The sequence below is a fragment of the Olivibacter domesticus genome (assembly GCF_900109575.1).
Lineage (GTDB): Bacteria > Bacteroidota > Bacteroidia > Sphingobacteriales > Sphingobacteriaceae > Olivibacter > Olivibacter domesticus.
On sequence record NZ_FOAF01000007.1, the window covers coordinates 219,668 to 234,668 of the forward strand.

Annotated in this window: 11 protein-coding genes; 2 read left to right on the forward strand and 9 right to left on the reverse strand. The window is 37.7% G+C overall.

Annotated features, from left to right (window positions below):
• Positions 1–207: 207 nt before the first annotated feature.
• From trpC to BMY50_RS21220, 9 genes are all read right to left on the reverse strand, one after another.
• Positions 208–1,008 carry an indole-3-glycerol phosphate synthase TrpC gene (gene trpC / locus BMY50_RS21180; protein WP_093328734.1) on the reverse strand — a complete coding sequence of 267 codons (801 nt, stop codon included), beginning with the start codon at positions 1,006–1,008 and terminating at the stop codon, positions 208–210.
• A gap of 34 nt (positions 1,009–1,042) precedes the next feature.
• Positions 1,043–1,636, reverse strand: coding sequence for an anthranilate synthase component II (locus tag BMY50_RS21185; protein ID WP_093328738.1), 594 nt, complete (start codon positions 1,634–1,636; stop codon positions 1,043–1,045).
• Between the two features lie 57 nt (positions 1,637–1,693).
• Complete coding sequence (locus tag BMY50_RS21190; protein WP_093328742.1) at positions 1,694–3,103, reverse strand: anthranilate synthase component I family protein; 1,410 nt, start codon at positions 3,101–3,103, stop codon at positions 1,694–1,696.
• 234 nt (positions 3,104–3,337) lie between these two features.
• On the reverse strand, positions 3,338–3,790 hold the full coding sequence (locus tag BMY50_RS21195) for a cytochrome B (RefSeq protein ID WP_093328744.1): 453 nt from the start codon (positions 3,788–3,790) through the stop codon (positions 3,338–3,340).
• 38 nt (positions 3,791–3,828) lie between these two features.
• Positions 3,829–6,309, reverse strand: a complete 2,481-nt coding sequence (locus tag BMY50_RS21200) for a TonB-dependent receptor (RefSeq protein WP_093328747.1) — start codon at positions 6,307–6,309, stop codon at positions 3,829–3,831.
• 563 nt (positions 6,310–6,872) lie between these two features.
• The gene (locus tag BMY50_RS21205; protein WP_093328752.1) at positions 6,873–7,163 is read right to left on the reverse strand and encodes an ATP-dependent Clp protease adaptor ClpS; all 291 of its coding nucleotides are present in this window, start codon (positions 7,161–7,163) and stop codon (positions 6,873–6,875) included.
• A 169-nt stretch (positions 7,164–7,332) separates the two neighbouring features.
• Complete coding sequence (locus BMY50_RS21210) at positions 7,333–8,205, reverse strand: SDR family oxidoreductase (RefSeq protein WP_093328755.1); 873 nt, start codon at positions 8,203–8,205, stop codon at positions 7,333–7,335.
• The gene (locus tag BMY50_RS21215) at positions 8,198–8,977 is read right to left on the reverse strand and encodes an enoyl-CoA hydratase/isomerase family protein (protein ID WP_093328758.1); all 780 of its coding nucleotides are present in this window, start codon (positions 8,975–8,977) and stop codon (positions 8,198–8,200) included. The genes BMY50_RS21210 and BMY50_RS21215 overlap by 8 nt, the downstream gene beginning before the upstream one ends.
• Before the next feature lie 18 nt (positions 8,978–8,995).
• Positions 8,996–11,713, reverse strand: coding sequence for a TonB-dependent receptor plug domain-containing protein (locus BMY50_RS21220; RefSeq protein WP_093328761.1), 2,718 nt, complete (start codon positions 11,711–11,713; stop codon positions 8,996–8,998).
• A gap of 281 nt (positions 11,714–11,994) precedes the next feature.
• Here BMY50_RS21220 and purD point away from each other — a divergent pair, with 281 nt between their 5' ends.
• Both purD and BMY50_RS21230 read left to right on the forward strand, forming a co-directional pair.
• Positions 11,995–13,272 carry a phosphoribosylamine--glycine ligase gene (gene purD / locus BMY50_RS21225; RefSeq protein ID WP_093328764.1) on the forward strand — a complete coding sequence of 426 codons (1,278 nt, stop codon included), beginning with the start codon at positions 11,995–11,997 and terminating at the stop codon, positions 13,270–13,272.
• Positions 13,273–13,498: 226 nt separating this feature from the next.
• A complete protein-coding gene (locus BMY50_RS21230) occupies positions 13,499–14,986 on the forward strand; it encodes a hypothetical protein (protein ID WP_093328767.1) in 1,488 nt (495 codons plus the stop codon).
• Positions 14,987–15,001 lie beyond the last annotated feature (15 nt).

Here is a 15,001-nt window from a genome sequence, read left to right on the forward strand (position 1 = left end):
GTTGATTTACAACCTACCAAGCGGATTGAGGAAGCGTAGCGGCTGCAATACGTGTTATAGATGCTTTGCAATCAGATGCAACGTAGCATCCATAGCCTTGATTTTTGCTCAACTTTTGATCAAGCAAAAGTTGATATAAAAAAGGTTCCCTTATTATCATCAAACAAGACGAATTTACGCTCAAAAGAGTTCTACAATTTCTTAAATTTATGACTGATTCTCTTTATTTAACACTGCAACAAAGTCCTTTATAGAAGAGGTCGGGTTAGCAGATTTCATAAAATTTTCGCCAATTAAAAACCCCTGAAAACCTGTGGTTTTTAGTGCTTTTATAGATTCCGGATTACTTATACCACTTTCGGAAACTTTTATATATTGACGAGGAATCAGGTCCACCAAATCCAATGAATGTTGAATAGAAACTGAAAAATCCTTTAAATTTCTATTATTCACTCCTATGGCATCAATTTCCGCAATGGTATTCCCAATAAGCTCCTGCTCATTATGAATTTCTAAAAGCACATTTAATCCCAGTGACTTAGCATATTTAGCCAATCGTGCTACTTCTTCATTTGATAATACCGCAGCTATTAACAGAATGATGTCTGCACCATATGCTTTTGCTTCTGCTATCTGATACTCATCTACGATAAAATCTTTCCTCAATAAAGGAATATTAACTGCTTTTCTTGCTTCCAGCAAATCAGTTAGCGATCCCTGAAAAAAATCATGGTCAGTTAAAACGGAAATAGCAGAGGCCCCTGCCTCGGCATAACCGGTTACCACTTCGGTAACAGAAACCGCATTGTTTATTATTCCTTTTGAAGGCGATGCTCTTTTGAATTCAGCTATTATACCTGTTCTTTCCTTATCAAGTATAAAATCTCTTAAATTATGACAGGGTCGATCGTAGAATATTCCATGTTTTAATTCTTCTTCACTTACTTTCCTTTTTGCCTGTGCTACCTCTATTCTTTTTCTTTCGATTATTTTATCTAATATAGTCATTTTCTTAAGTAGCTATTTTGCTCGATCTTTTCAATTAATTATTCAACCAATTTTCAATAAGTTTCTTTCCATGTTCACTCAATACTGATTCGGGATGAAACTGCAAACCCTTAACATCATACTCTTTATGAGATAAAGCCATAATTACGCCATCATCATCTACTGCTGTTATTTCCAGCACGTCTGGAAAATCCAATTTATCTACCGCCCAAGAATGGTAACGCCCAATCATGAATCTCTCGGGCAACCCCTTGAATAATGGTTCGTCTCTAGTTAAAATCTTCAGTGGTGTAGCGGTTCCATGGACGGGTTTTTTCAAATTAAACAATTTGCCTCCATAAACTTCTGCAATTGCTTGTTGCCCCAAACATATTCCCAGAATGCTTTTTGAATTCCCGTAGGCTCGAATAACATCTAATAACAAACCAGCCTCCTCTGGAATTCCAGGTCCCGGAGATAAAAGAATTTTATCGTACGCTGCCACATCTTGCAACAAAAATTTATCGTTTCTCAGGACAGTACAATCCATTCCGCATTCCTGCAGAAGGTGTACTAAATTGAAAGTAAAAGAATCATAATTATCTACTACCAATATTTTGGATTCAGTAGCAAGTTCCTTTTGTGCCATTTCTTAATAATTGAAAACAGGCATTTTATGCCTTATTATAAGTAATTTAATAATTTATCAGATATTTACAGCGAGTTCTACGGCTTTCCTTAATGCTGCAATCTTGTTATTGACTTCATTTAACTCTCCTTCAGCAGAAGAATCAGCTACTACTCCTCCTCCAGCTTGATAATGTAATCTGTTATTTTTACTCAGAAAAGTTCTTATCATGATAGCATGATTAAAATCACCATTAAAACCCATATAACCAATAGCACCGCTGTAAAAACCTCTTTGTTGTTTTTCGTAACGGTCTATGAGCTGCATGGCCATATGTTTAGGAGCCCCGCTTAACGTTCCAGCAGGAAAAGTATCTCCAACAACGTCGAATGGATTTGCCCCTTGCTGCAGCTTCCCACTTACTTTAGACACCAAATGTATTACATGTGAATAAAATTGCGCCTCTTTGAAAGACTTAACTTCCACATCTACACAATGCCTGCTCAAGTCGTTTCGTGCCAGATCAACTAGCATGACATGCTCTGCACTTTCTTTAGGATCAGCCTTTAGTTGCTCTGCCACACGTAGATCCTCAACCATATTTCCAGTCCGTTTAAATGTTCCAGCAATTGGATAGATACTTGCTTCTTCATCTTTTATAGTAAGTTGCGCCTCTGGAGAAGAGCCGAACAACTTAAAATCGCCATAGTCAAAGTAAAACAAATAAGGTGAGGGATTTACAGACCGTAAACATCTGTAAACGTTAAATTCATCTCCTAAAAATGGTCTACTAAAAGCTCGTGATGGAACGATTTGAAAAACGTCTCCTCTAAAAATATGTCCCTTCGTTTTTTCAACCAAGGCTTTATACTCATCATCGGTTTTATTTGAGCTTTCTTCGCCATTAAGTTCAAATCGATATTCGGGGAAATTTTTATTTTGTATTATGTATTGAACTCTATTTAACCCATCCTCTTTTGGGTCTTGATAATAATGTTCAAAAATATACAGTTCATTCCGAAAATGGTCGATAGCGATCACATAACGATAAACATGATATTGAAGATAAGGAATATTTCTGGCTTCATCGATCGTTGTATTCAAGGTTATATCTTCAAAATGCGCCACCGTATCAAAGGTAAAATAACCAAACAAACCGTTGGAGATAAATTTAAAATCTGAAGGCTGTTCTTCACTGAAAGACTGTCGAAATAATGATACTTCCTTTCGTAAATTTAGCCCACTGACAGATTTAGTTTGTTTTTCCCCATCCGGATAATAAACATTTAGCTCCTCGTGATCCAATACTATTCCAGCAATAGGATCACAGCATACATAGCTCATATTGTTTTCTCTGCTGTGGTAGTCGGAGCTTTCTAGTAAAATGCTATTAGGAAATACATCTCGTAGACGTAAATAAATACTAACTGGTGTTGTGGTATCTGCCAGTAATTTTTTAAATCTTGTTTTTAGCTGATAGTTGCTCATTTATATATTTTTTCACTTTTTAACATCTTTTTAAACACAAAAAAACCCGACGTTTTGTGTCGGGTTAATTTTTTAAGGCTTTGGTTGATCAATCTATGCCATAAATACGTGTTCCCGGCGTTGCTCTTTATTAGGCCACCACCAGTTACGTAATGAAGTTTCGATTGTCATCATAAAGCAAACGTAATATAAAATTTCAATATATCAAATTTTTTTATTGAGAGAGGGCGAAATTTAAACGCCCCAAAAAGTTATAAACCCTTTGTTCACCGCCATCATTATCGCCCCTATAATAATAACTAGCGCGATGGTATAAAAAACCGCAATCGGTTTATGTTTAGCGGCAGAATTTATTGCCTTTTTTGATTTAGAATGGCCTACCGTAATTAATACAATTGCAAGTACCATCATGATAACATGCTCTACCGTCCAATACCTTAGATTAGCAGTTTTCATAACAGTTCCCATATCACTAAATGATACCATCGTACTCATTGTATATAAAACGATCCCCACAACTAACTGGATATGAGCAGCTATTAATGTAAATAAATTTAGTTTACGATTACCTTCCGTATAAGTTTTCTTCCCAATAACACCGCTAATTGCTGTGATGATAGCCAGTATTAATAATAAAAGTACTACGTAGCGCAGACCCGAATGTAAGTGTTTAAAAGCTGTATACATGTTGTTTAGTTTTGTCCTATCAGCAAAAATACATCTTTTTATTGCATTTCTCCGCCACCTTGAAAATCCTCTGAATTTTCTTCTCTTTTTCGTTGGCGGTCTTGATCAGGAGGTCGCTTACCAAAACGATAAGAGAGCGTCAACATAGCCCTTGGACCTTTCATGAAATTTCGCTGAAATTCACTATTGAACTGTGCGGTAGAACGAGTTCCCCCAAACCTCGCCTTGTTAAAAATATTCTGTACATTAAACATGATACTTCCTTTGTCTTCCAATACGGAAAGCTTCAGTCCAGCATCTGCAAAGAACATACTCGTAGACGTTCCTTGTGCCATTACACGCGGCGCCATATAATTTCCTCTGAGCTGTGCCGTCAATCCTTTGGCAATCCTTCCGTTTGCCGTAAGGTTTGCATCCCAGTTGAAACCGCTATTCGCGTCAACACCATATTCTTCACTACCACTAAAAGACTGATAGTTGCCATTGAAATTGGCCATGAAGTCAAAATTTTTGTTCAGTGTAAATTGCGAAATGAGCTCAACACCTGTAGCACGGTTCTGACTGATATTACGGAATGTTGAATAGGTAACATTGGTACCGGCTGCTGCCGAATCGACTATCATCTCTACCACATCATTGGTTATTCGATGGTATACGGAGGATGTTAAATTCACTTTTCCGAAGCGCTTACTATAAGCCAACTCTAAGGAGTGAATATCCTCTGGTTTAAGGTTTGGGTTACCTTGACGATAATTGACAGGATCAGAAATATCTAAGAACGGGTTTACCTGCCAGCCCCGAGGCCGATTGACGCGACGGGTATAACTTAGCTGCAAAGATGAACCTTCGGATAATTCCTGTGTCAAATAGATGCTGGGATAAACACGGAAATAATCCAATCGCCCTTTCGTAGACCGATTTTCGGGCGCAAGACTCGGATCATAAGATACATACTCCGTATTTAAATATGCTTGTTCTGCCCGCAAACCTACCTGATAACCAAATTTATCGCTCAGCTTATTCTGATAATTGGCATAAAGTGCGTGCACCACATCATCCAAATTAAAATCATTTGTCAAGTTGTAATCCGGTTCGTACAGTCCGCTAGAAGAAGACAGTGTATTAGATAGTTGTTGCTCGTCACTGTAACGTAACGTTGTTCTATACCCGGTTTCAAGCTTTTGCTCTTTGCTGAAGGGGAGGACATAGTCCACCTGTATATTAACATTTTTACCGTCTTCGTAAGTATCATTAATCCGGTTAGGGTCTATCACAATGGAAGGATCTGTAGCCGTTTGTTCAAACGTTTGGATACCGTCTTCCTTACTACGACCATAAGAGACATTAGCGGTCAATTCCTCTCCTTCTCTTTCAAACTCTCGCTTGAAGTCGAAGTTAAACTCATATCCGGTATCATCCTCATTTTGATTGGTGTAGCGCGGACTAGTCCCAATTATAGCCCCTGTAGGATCATAATACGTGTAAAATAGATCTTCTCTCCGAATATTATCTCTTAAGTTCATATTGGCCGAAAGGCCCAACGTCGTTTTCTCGGTTGCAAAAAAATCAGCCCCTAAGCGAACAGTGTGGCTGTTGCCTTTTCTTCCGTTATCACTGGTGTTGTAAACCCTGCTTCCGTCATTGTACCTATTATCATTAAAACCACTTCCAGGATTATTCCTTTTTCTGAAGTCATAGCCACCAAAATAATTGAACTTTGTATCTCGGTAATTAAGATCTATCCCTCCGTTATAGTTATTATATGAGCCTCCGCCGACGCGAGCCATACCATTAAATCCCGTCCGAATATTTTTTTTTAGGATGATATTTACAATACCCCCCTGTCCTTCCGGATCATACTTAGCGGAAGGGTTTGTCATCACCTCAATTCTTTGAATGGAATTGGCTGGTAGAGATTCTAATAAAGTGTTAATGTTGCTTCCCGCCAAAGCAGATTGCTTCCCATCGATTAAGATCTTAACATTGGTAGATCCTCTTAACCCTACATTTCCATCCATATCTACCGATAGAGAAGGAACATTAGCCAGCAGTTCCGAAGCATTTCCCCCTGCACTGACAATACTTTGTTCTGGATTGAAAATCTTTCGGTCAATACCCATCTGCATGGCTGGTGGTGTACCCTCAATTACAACCTCCTTTAACAAGGTGCTAGAGGAAGAACTTAGTTTGATATTACCAACTGCAAGCGTTTGCCCACTATTTATTTTGATTGCTCTTTGCTCGTACCCGTTATATCCCACAAAACTAGCTTTAAGCGTATAAGTACCAGGTGAAATATCTCCAAAGGAAAATCTACCCTGTTCGTCGGTCTGCCCTCCTTTAACAACTTTATTATTTTGTTGATTCAAAAGGGTAACACTAGCGAAATCGATTGGTTCATTACTTAACGAATCAACTACTGCACCACTAATATTCGCTAGATCTTGCCCAAGCGCTATGTTGTAGCAAAAAAAACCAATTAAGAATACGGTAACATTTCTCAAAACGGGTAACTTCATTATGTATATATTTGTTTTAGTTTTCTGACGGTGTCAAAAATAATATAATCAATTAGTGTATGACTGGCTTTTTGGTAACAAGATTAACCGGTAACACCAATATTACAGTACTTTTATTATATGGTGCTACCTAAATATGCTAAACACCCCCGTTAATCAGAATGAATATATAGCTTTGATAAAAAAATTTATTCAAAAATCAACAAAAGCCAGCAGGTTTCGGAAGAGAGATATCTAATTAGTATCTGCTCTTCAAAACTATTGAATAGAATGTACAGTTAGGCTTTTAAAGCTGAATACAAATTATTGGAAAGCATTAGCATGCTTAAAAAAGACATGTATTTGCGGTCATTACCGAAAGCGTTCCAACAAACATTGATTTGCTTATCGTTCTTCAAGAGAGGATAACTTACTTGGGTAATTATAAACGAACAGCATTAAGACTATTTCAAAAACAATAATATGCGATAAGCAACACCAGCGAAAGGCATGCCATATTTCAAAGCATTCAGAGCCGAGAATAATAATCGAATTCAGGTTTCAAGGATATATCGAAAGAAATACTATTCAATGCTAACCGTTAACCCCTCTTCTTTCAGTATCTTTCTATACACATCCACTTCGGTAAAAGTCCCTTCTAACACTGCGCATTTCCCTTCCGTATGAACTTTCCATGCTATTTTTTCCGCCTGACCTTCACTATAATCAAGGTATTTCATGAGGCAATGAATCACATGGTCAAAAGTATTAACTTCATCGTTCCATAGTATTAAACGATGAAAGCTTTTTGTTCCTGCTAAAATCTCTTCTAGCGTAAAAGTTTCTTCTTGTGTCTGTGTACCGGCTATTATCATTTTTAACCCTCTATCCAATCTGTTAAGCAAACTTAAGCACCCACCCCATTACACAGCAGAGTGTCAAGTATTTATAGTTTATGTTTTAAAGTTTAGACAAAAATACACAAAGCTTGCAAAAATTAGAAATTTGAAGCTATTATAAAGTACCTTCATTTATGTTCCTTTGCTATTTGGCTTTTTTCGTTTGTTCAGCAAGTACATCCCACATTTCGGCAGGAATAGCTTCCAAGGCACTAAATTGGCCTGCCCCTTGAAGCCATTCACCTCCATCAATCGTAATGATTTCTCCATTTATAAAACCAGCATAATCAGACATTAAGAAGGCGGCGAGATTTGCAAGCTCTTGATGTTCTCCAACTCTTTTTAAAGGTACCCTTTTCTTAAAATCAAATTTCTCGGCTAGATCGCCCGGTAACAATCTGTCCCACGCGCCCTTTGTGGGAAAAGGCCCGGGGGCAATGGCATTATTCCTGATCCCATATTTACCCCATTCAACAGCCAAAGAACGTGTTAAGGCTAATACGCCACCTTTAGCCGCTGCAGAAGGAACAACGTAAGCAGAGCCAGTAAAAGCATACGTGGTAACTATGTTCAATATGGATGCAGGCATTTTTTCTTTTATCCAATATTTTCCAAAAGTTAATGTACTATTGACCGTTCCCTTTAAAACGATATCTATTACAGCGGCAAATGCGTTAGCTGATAATCTTTCTGTCGGCGAGATAAAATTTCCTGCAGCATTATTCACCAAGCCGTTAACACTTCCAAATGTTTCGATCGTTTTCGTTAGCAAGTGTTCTATATCCGTAACTTCACGAACATCACACGCGACAGCCAATACTTGTCCGCCAGTTTTTTCCATTAGCTCTTTTGCAGTTTGATCAAGCACATCCTGCTTTCTGCTGGCAATTACAACCTTCGCTCCAAGTTCCAAAAAGTAGGTACTCATGGCCTTCCCTAGCCCTGTTCCTCCTCCAGTTACCACAATTGTTTTATCAATCAACGCATTATCCTGTAGTGCACCCATTTTATTATTCATTTTTACTTGGTTGTTTACTTTTGAGATTATCAATAATTGTTTTTACAACTGATCGCGTAGAAGGTTCCCACCATTGTTTTAAAACCATATCAATGGCTTCCGCTGGATCTTGACTAAAATGAGCGATGAGTTCTTTCCGCATGTTCAGTTTACTTAATTGCCATGTTTTCCAATTCAAATTAATATATTTCTTCATTTGCTTGTCGGCTTGTGTGTGCAATTGATTAGGCAACACCATTTCGTCAATTAAGCCAACCTTTAGGGCGCGTTGCGGGTGAAGCAAGGTTCCTTCTAATAAAAAACGATAGGCTCTTGCCCTTCCAAGCCAGAAGCTGTATAAATCGAAAATGCTGTCGGGAACAATAATTCCAACTGGAACTTCATTTAATCCAATAATATACTCACCTTCTGTCATAATTCTATAGTCACAACACAAAGCAAGTACACACCCGCCGGCTGGACTATGGCCTCCAATGGCGGCAATGGCCGGTTTACGAAAGGCGACGAAGGTTTTTATAAGGTCTAAAAATTCAAACCAAAAATCCTTCATCTGCTTTTCATCAAAATCATAAAGCGTGATTAAATCTAAGCCCGAACTGAAAAAACCTTGTTTACCATATAGTATGAGCCCCCCAATACTTTCATCATTTTCGATTTCAATAAGCACCTTTTTAAGTTCTATTACCATCTTATCATTCAACGCATTAGAGGTTCCTCTATCTAACATCAAATGCGCTATCCGCTCCTTTACTTCTAATTTTAAATAATCCATATATGTTTTTTCAGTAATTTATTTTACCGTTATGTAGGTAATCGATCTACCTAGATGGCCTTCTGTATCCAATCCTTCCACTACAATTTGATAAACACCCGGTTCATCAGCGGTGTAAAAAGATACATCGGCAAGCCCCTTATCATTAGTAACGACATCAGGCTTCCAATAGATAGTAGACCGTAGGTCTTTCATCTCTGATTTGATCTCTTTAACACTATAATCGGGTGCCGGGAAAGCGCGTATTTCATAAAATCCCTGCGGGCTAAACGTAGTAATTCCAGGTGTATATAAATCTCTACTATAATTTCTTGGCTGATCTCCACGCCTCGTGGTAATTATCAAAACGCCACCACCTCCATAACTTCCATAGATGGCTGTATTACCAATTGTGCGCAACACTTCAACCGAAGCTACATCTGTAGGTGGTATAATATTTAATGCGGATGCATCCATATACATACCGTCTAGTATAATCTGCATAGGCTGATTTTGCGAGCGCGTACTATAAGGTACACCATTCCTAAAAATCACCCCGACTAGCCGTCCATTTAAACACATATCCAGTGTTGGACATCCATTAAAAAAAACCTCATCTCCACTAATCACTTGATCGGCTCTTCCAGGTCCATTTAAATTTGCCGAATATTTTGCTGGGTCTTTCTTTTTATCTTTTATTTCCACCTCTTCCAATAAAATACTTCGTTCTAGGAAACCATATTTTTGAAGCTCCGAAAAATTCTTTTCTGCATTGTCCAAATAATTCCCTAAGGATCGATTAGCATCAATGGTGATATCCGGAGAGTTCTTATTTTGAGATACCTGCTGCCTCGGCACTTCATCTAGTTTAATTTCTACATTCTTTTTCCCGCGTGCATCTCGCGCCTGTACAACAAAATTTGTACTATCATAAAATAGTATTTTGTCAAAATTAAATCGTCCATCCGGTCCGGTAACAGTATCCAATACAGTAGAAATGTTTTGCGGTGATATTACCATCACTTTTGCCTTATCAACCGGCTCCCCATTCGGTTTCGTAACCGTCCCACTAATGCGAATCTCCTTTTCAGATTGATAAGACTTCTCTGGGAATTCTCCTTTCTTCATATCTTCCCAAAAAGAACGGTCTGCCGTTTGCGTGAGCATCAAATTATCCAGCTGTCTCCTAATAGTTGGATTATCATCCTTAAAGTAGTATCCAGGTTTTTCAATATATCCTTTAGCTTCTGCACTTAATAGCAAGGACGAAAAAATATTGGCTTCTGTTTTGGCGCTATCCACCACCTTGTCCATGTTAGTAACTGCTATGGAGAAGCTTCCAATTCGAGAAGAATCATTGATCCCCAAGTTCTTTATTGCTAAAGCTACTTGCTCTCTTCGCGTATAAATATTTTTGTTAGCCTTTACTTCAATGGGTAGAACATCCGTCTCATTTAAATTAAAAACTACGCGCTCCGCCAGCAAGTCCATCTTTTCATCAAACAAAGAGAAATGTATAACACCAGAAGGAATATTTTTCTTTGGAATATTAATAGCTATCTCCGCTTTGTTCAATTTACTTTTAGCCGCAAAAAACACCTGCCCGTTGTTCTGAGCCATAACAGATAATGATTGTCCGTTCACTAAGTTGGGTGAAGCGGATATTTGCAACCAAACAGCGTCTTTGAGACTATTATTAACGGCTATTGTAAGTCCCTCAGTGGAGGACGCAGGCAGATTTGTTTTTACCGTCTTCCCATTTTCAAAATTCACAATCGCTTGATATGTTTTTCCTTGTTCTGGAGTAAAAGATAAATTACCTATCCCATTATGATCGCTAGCAAAAGTTGTTACCTGCTGCCCTGCATGCTCAATGACACCTTTAACTATTGCTCCCTTACCTTCTTCATTTAACGCCTTGAAGCCTATTTTATTGATTATATTAGCTAGCAATACACCCCCTTCAGGATAAAATTGTATGGAAGCACCTAGTTGTTGCTTTTGAATAGGAATGTACTTGACTATTGGAGGTTTATCGGCATTGTCAATATTCAACACAATAACACCCTGACTAATATCAATCTTATCTTTACTTGCAAAATCAAGATTTAAAGTTCCCTGCTCATCAAAACGAGCCTTCCCTTTCGCTGAACTTTTAGGATCCAATCTTATTTCATAATTTACGATTCTATTTGAAACAGGCAAACCGTTAAGGTCTTTCAGATGTATAACTGCATGTCCTACTTTTCTCTTCTTCTCTTCACTATAAGTAAATTTGCTTGAAGTGATCAGGCCATTAGAAAAGCTGTTCCCAATAACAAATGTTCTATCGAAAAATCTATCCTCATCAAAGTTTCTCATCCAATTGGTATAGGCGCGGATACGATAGCTACCTTCCCGCAAAGTATCCGGCAATTTAAAGTCGCCAATGGCTAGACCGGAGATCACAGGCAATCGCCTTGATTGTACAATTTCATTCTGATTATTAATGAGCTCGACATACATAATCTTACTCACCGCGGAAAGAAAATTGAACTGACTAATGGTAACATAAGCTTTAAACCAAATATCTTCACCAGCCACATAATATGGCTTATCCATGTGAAGGTAAACTTTCTCTTGCGGATACGTTTTTTGATATTTATCTAAATTACGGAGTAAACGATTAAGGGCATCAGTACTGTCATTAACTTGCTGCGCAGCACTTATGTACTGCATCGACATTAGCATCAAGAAAAAAAACAATGATTTTTTCATGTTTGAAAGGCCTCTAATTGCTTAATAAAACAACAAAACAAGCAGCAAATAGTTTAAGCTTATTTCATACAAGATACATTTTTTAGCAAGAAAAGCACAATAAAAAATCTATATTCCTAAAGTCGGCTTTTGAATGATGGGAATGCTATAAATACGAAAAAATCTGTTAGAAGCATTTTAAAAAAATCCGTCAATTCTAGCAAAAAAAAATAACTTTGCGGGTATCTTAATTTAGAGCCTTCGGGCATGTAGGAGAATTCTTTAAAATTAAAAAATAACAGATGAATATTTTATTGATTGGTTCTGGTGGAAGAGAAAGCGCTTTTGCCTACAAAATTTCAGAAAGCCCCTTGACTTCGCAATTATTTATTGCCCCGGGAAATGCTGGCACAGGAGCCTATGGTAAAAATGTAGATATAAAGGTTACCGATTTTGAATCATTAGGAGAATTCTCATTAAAAAATGAGATCAACTTAGTGCTTGTAGGTCCTGAAGAACCATTAGTAAAGGGAATACACGATTACTTTCTAAAAAACGAAGCACTAAAACATATTCCTATTATTGGCCCAACGGCCATTGGTGCGCAATTAGAAGGAAGTAAAGATTTTTCTAAGCAATTTATGCATCGACATGGGATACCTACCGCGCTATCGGCATCATTCACGAAAGCAACCCTTGATGAAGGATTAAAATATTTGGAGTCACGAGAAGTGCCCATTGTATTAAAAGCAGATGGTCTTGCCGCAGGAAAAGGGGTCCTCATTTGTTCAACAATAGAAGAAGCAAAAGAAGAATTGATAGCAATGCTTGCCGATGCTAAATTTGGAGAAGCCAGTAATAAGGTAGTAATAGAAGATTTTTTAAAAGGTATAGAGCTTTCTGTATTTGTATTGACCGACGGAAAGGATTACAAGATCTTACCGGCCGCGAAAGATTACAAAAGAATCGGTGAGGGAGATACCGGGCTGAACACTGGTGGGATGGGATCTGTTTCTCCAGTACCTTTTGCAGACGAAATATTTCTGAAAAAAGTGGAAGACCTAGTGGTTGTTCCAACTGTAGAAGGCCTAAAAAAAGATGGCATTCCTTATAAAGGGTTCATCTTTATTGGACTTATGAATGATAATGGCAACCCTTATGTTATTGAATATAATGTACGCATGGGAGATCCCGAAACGGAAAGTGTGCTGCCACGCATCGAAAGTGATTTTGTTGATTTGTTATTAGGTGTTGCACAAGAAAATCTTTCCGAAAAATCATTCGAGATTTCAGCTAAAACTGCTGCCACTGTAATGATTGTTTCGGGCGGCTACCCTGGAAAATATGAAAATGGAAAAGCTATTAGCGGATTGGAGAATGTAAAAGAATCTATCATTTTTCATGCCGGGACGACCTTAGTTAATGATGAGGTTAGAACTGCTGGAGGAAGAGTCTTGGCCGTAACAGCCTTGAAGGATAATTTGTTAGATGCTCTACAGCAGGCTACAGCTGATGCCGGAAGAATCTTTTTTGAAGGAAAAGAATTCCGACGTGATATTGGATTTGACCTGATAGACTAGATCGCATACCATTAATCGAACGTATGTAAAGCATCACCCAATTAGCTTTCATACGTTCTTTCCTTCTTTTGTTCATTTTGTTCATTCCACTGAACAGGTAGGTTTTCTAAAAGATTATCTACTTTTTTGTAGGTAAAGTCTACAATTACAGACACATAACCAATTCGGTCTTCTATTAATATGTGCTTAGCATATTAGACTGTTTTTTTAACCTTAAAACCGTATTATGAAAAAACCTACGCTAAACTTATTTTATTTATTATTCCTTTTCTTTTTATTTGTTGGTTGCGAAAAAACTGCTCCAATTCCTGCTCCTGAAGAAAATTCAGATGAACTAAAAACTGTTATTTTCAAGTTAACCGGTTTTAGTTCTGAAATTAGGCCCCTATCATCAAAAATGGCAACAGCAAAGAACGGAGCAAAAAGTAATGTTGCCTTTAACCAAGTTCGATCTCTCTACTTTTGGTCATTTAATGAGAGTAATTTAATTCCAGAAGTGGCTATTCATCCAGATAACGCGAGTATAATGCTTGAACCCGGAAACACAGCCCTTACATATCCAACAGGATATAAACACGATATGTTTCCGGAAGGACAGTGTGTTAGTATGAGAGGTGTAAAGCGTATCATTTTTAAAATGCCCATGAAGAATGTTTCCGCCCTATCGAAAATTGATTTTGATGCTGCGAGCTCCAATACAGGTCCTAAAAATTTTAAAATTTATTGCAGTGTTAATGAAGGAAGTGATTTTACTTTAATATCGGAAGACAATCAATTTACAAACATGTCACAGCAAAGCAGAAATCACTTTGAGTTTGACTTAAGTACAATAATAACGAATGAGCATGAACATCTCTGGATTATGATAGAGCCTTTTGGTGGAGAGCGAGGGACAGTCGGCGACTATAATGAGGCCACGGGCTTATTGAGATTAGACAATTTTGACATATCAGGTATTTATAATGCTGATGGTTCTGAAGAAACAGTCCTTAATAAAATTAACTATTACATTTTTAAAAAGGAGGATAACACATTGGCGCTAGAGGGTGATCTCGCTTTTGAAGCTGATCATCAGATCTCTCCACTATCCCTCAAATTGCCTGTAGGGTCTTATTATGCTTCATTTGTATCGAACTCATCGAAAAAAAACCTACTCCTTTCAAAAAGCCCGGCTGCCGCTAAAGATTTCTATGTAGCCAACCATTTTGATAACGATCAAGCCTCGATATTTGGCACACAAATTACTGACATCACGGTATCCGAAAGCAATAGTCCAATTGACGTTGCACTCAACAGATATTTTAGCAATGTTAAGTTTGAATTTACAGATCCAGCAGACTTATCCTTCATAAATAAAATTGTTATCAATCGCATGCACGAAAACTTTATTTATACACCTTACGGTAATCCATCTTCTCTACCTGTGTCTGACGCTTCGATGATTACTTTTGTCCAACCATTTAAAGAAGAAACGAAATCCATAACTTTTAATCAGTTCATTGGTGATGTAAATCAGCCGGTAGATTTAACGTATAACATCTTGGTATATGGCGAAGGAGATGAACTACTTAGAGATTTCACAGTTAATAATGCTGTAAAAAACAATGTTCAGCTCCTTTTTAAAGGTGAGCTACTAAAAGACATCGACAAAAGCGGTGATTTTATTATTGAGTGGAATGAGCAATGGGATGATACCGTCAATGGTGAATTTTAGGGATATATTCTTTAA

Bases quoted from the DNA above. Each gene is read 5' to 3' on its own strand.
- trpC (WP_093328734.1), bottom strand. From the start codon at position 1,008: ATGACTATATTAGATAAAATAATCGAAAGAAAAAGAATAGAGGTAGCA.
- BMY50_RS21185 (WP_093328738.1), bottom strand. From the start codon at position 1,636: ATGGCACAAAAGGAACTTGCTACTGAATCCAAAATATTGGTAGTAGAT.
- BMY50_RS21190 (WP_093328742.1), bottom strand. From the start codon at position 3,103: ATGAGCAACTATCAGCTAAAAACAAGATTTAAAAAATTACTGGCAGAT.
- BMY50_RS21195 (WP_093328744.1), bottom strand. From the start codon at position 3,790: ATGTATACAGCTTTTAAACACTTACATTCGGGTCTGCGCTACGTAGTA.
- BMY50_RS21200 (WP_093328747.1), bottom strand. From the start codon at position 6,309: ATGAAGTTACCCGTTTTGAGAAATGTTACCGTATTCTTAATTGGTTTT.
- BMY50_RS21205 (WP_093328752.1), bottom strand. From the start codon at position 7,163: ATGATAATAGCCGGTACACAGACACAAGAAGAAACTTTTACGCTAGAA.
- BMY50_RS21210 (WP_093328755.1), bottom strand. From the start codon at position 8,205: ATGAATAATAAAATGGGTGCACTACAGGATAATGCGTTGATTGATAAA.
- BMY50_RS21215 (WP_093328758.1), bottom strand. From the start codon at position 8,977: ATGGATTATTTAAAATTAGAAGTAAAGGAGCGGATAGCGCATTTGATG.
- BMY50_RS21220 (WP_093328761.1), bottom strand. From the start codon at position 11,713: ATGAAAAAATCATTGTTTTTTTTCTTGATGCTAATGTCGATGCAGTAC.
- purD (WP_093328764.1), top strand. From the start codon at position 11,995: ATGAATATTTTATTGATTGGTTCTGGTGGAAGAGAAAGCGCTTTTGCC.
- BMY50_RS21230 (WP_093328767.1), top strand. From the start codon at position 13,499: ATGAAAAAACCTACGCTAAACTTATTTTATTTATTATTCCTTTTCTTT.